Annotated in this window: 3 protein-coding genes; all 3 read right to left on the bottom strand. The window is 65.3% G+C overall.

From position 1 onward, the window contains the following. Window positions 1–489 (bottom strand): thiamine pyrophosphate-binding protein (locus MOV75_RS38150; RefSeq protein WP_247007997.1); only part of this gene is annotated, 489 nt, incomplete at its 3' end. An 80-nt stretch (window positions 490–569) separates the two neighbouring features. Next, entirely contained in the window at window positions 570–1,202 is a 633-nt protein-coding gene (locus MOV75_RS38145; protein WP_246932694.1) for a 2-dehydro-3-deoxy-6-phosphogalactonate aldolase, read from the bottom strand. Between the two features lies 1 nt (window position 1,203). Then, the coding region (locus MOV75_RS38140) for a hypothetical protein (protein ID WP_247007996.1) at window positions 1,204–1,389 on the bottom strand (186 nt) is incomplete at its 5' end.

The following is a 1,389-nucleotide window of genomic DNA, read 5'->3' as shown; positions in this document are numbered from 1 at the left end:
GTCGCCGGGCATGGCGACGACGGCGACGCCGCGCAGGCCCACGGCTGCGCGGATGGCGTTCTCCAGCACGAAGGGAAGCTGGCTCGGGTCGGAGACCAGCTCGCAATAATGGCTGCATTCGCGGAACAGGTTTTGCGGATGCGTCTCCTGGAAATAGCCGCCGCCGATCTCGGCCGTCGGGATCTGCGCGGCGATCGCCAGCACGGGAACGCGACTGCGATGCGCGTCGAACAGCCCGTTGATCAGATGCAGATTGCCGGGGCCGCAGGAGCCCGCGCACACCGCAAGGCTCCCGGTCATCTCCGCTTCGCCGGCGGCGGCGAACGCGGCGACCTCCTCGTGGCGGACATGGATCCATTCGATCGTGCCACGGCGGCGCAGCGCCTCGGTCAGGGCGTTCAGGCTGTCGCCGACAATGCCGTAGATGCGCTTGACGCCGGCCTGTTCGAGCGTTGCCACGAACAGATCGGCCACGTTGTTGATCGCCATATCGGTCTCCTGATCTCGCTGGTCACGCAAGATAGGATAACGCGCGACGGTGACGGCATCACGGCTTGTTTATTGGCGGCTCAGTCTTTCGCAATCGCCCGATCGTAAGCCGCGATCGTCACCTTTGCGCGAGCGGCCACATCCGTTGCGCTCATGCCGGGCTTGTAGAGGCTCGAGCCGAGCCCGAAGGCGGTCACGCCGCCCTTGATATATTCTGCAAAGTTCTGGTCGGAGACGCCGCCGACGGCGGCGATCATCACGCCTGATGGCAGCACCGCCTTGATCGCGGCAATGCCGGGGGCACCTAACACGCTCGCCGGAAAGAATTTCAATCCCGATGCGCCGGAGCGTGCGGCAAGCAGCGCCTCGGTCGGCGAAAACACGCCGGGCAGCGTCACCATCGCGTACTGATGTGCACGCACGAGCGCCTGCGTGTCGACATTCGGCGAGACCATCAGTTTGCCGCCGACGTCGTTGAGGCGATCGACATCTGCGGTGGCCAGCACCGTGCCTGCGCCGATCAGCACGCCCGGAGGCGCCTGCTTCACGGCCGTTGCGATCGAGCGGAATGGATCGGGCGAGTTCAGGGGGATCTCGATCGCGGTCATGCCGGCTTCGATCAGCACGCCGACGATGGCCTCCGTCTCCTCGGGCTTGACGCCGCGCAGGATCGCGACCAGCGGCCGCTTCATCGGCGGAAAGGGAACGGTCATCTCAAGATTCCTTTGACTTCGTCCAGATCGCCGCAGCCGCCATCGACAGGCCGCGGCGAACGGCCTCATCCGCATCGACCTGGCCCGGGTTGAGCAAACGATCTCCGCGTTGGGGAACGGCGAAGCCGAAGAGGCTAGAATCACTTATCGCGCTCGGCATCGCGAGAAGGGCGAGGTCTGGATCGAA

It is taken from the genome of Bradyrhizobium sp. PRIMUS42, from assembly GCF_023006515.1.
Lineage (GTDB): Bacteria > Pseudomonadota > Alphaproteobacteria > Rhizobiales > Xanthobacteraceae > Bradyrhizobium.
This window is presented reverse-complemented; position numbering and strand designations above follow the sequence as displayed.

Excerpts from the sequence above, each read along its gene's own strand:
- MOV75_RS38145 (WP_246932694.1), bottom strand. The coding sequence starts at position 1,202 with ATGACCGTTCCCTTTCCGCCGATGAAGCGGCCGCTGGTCGCGATCCTG.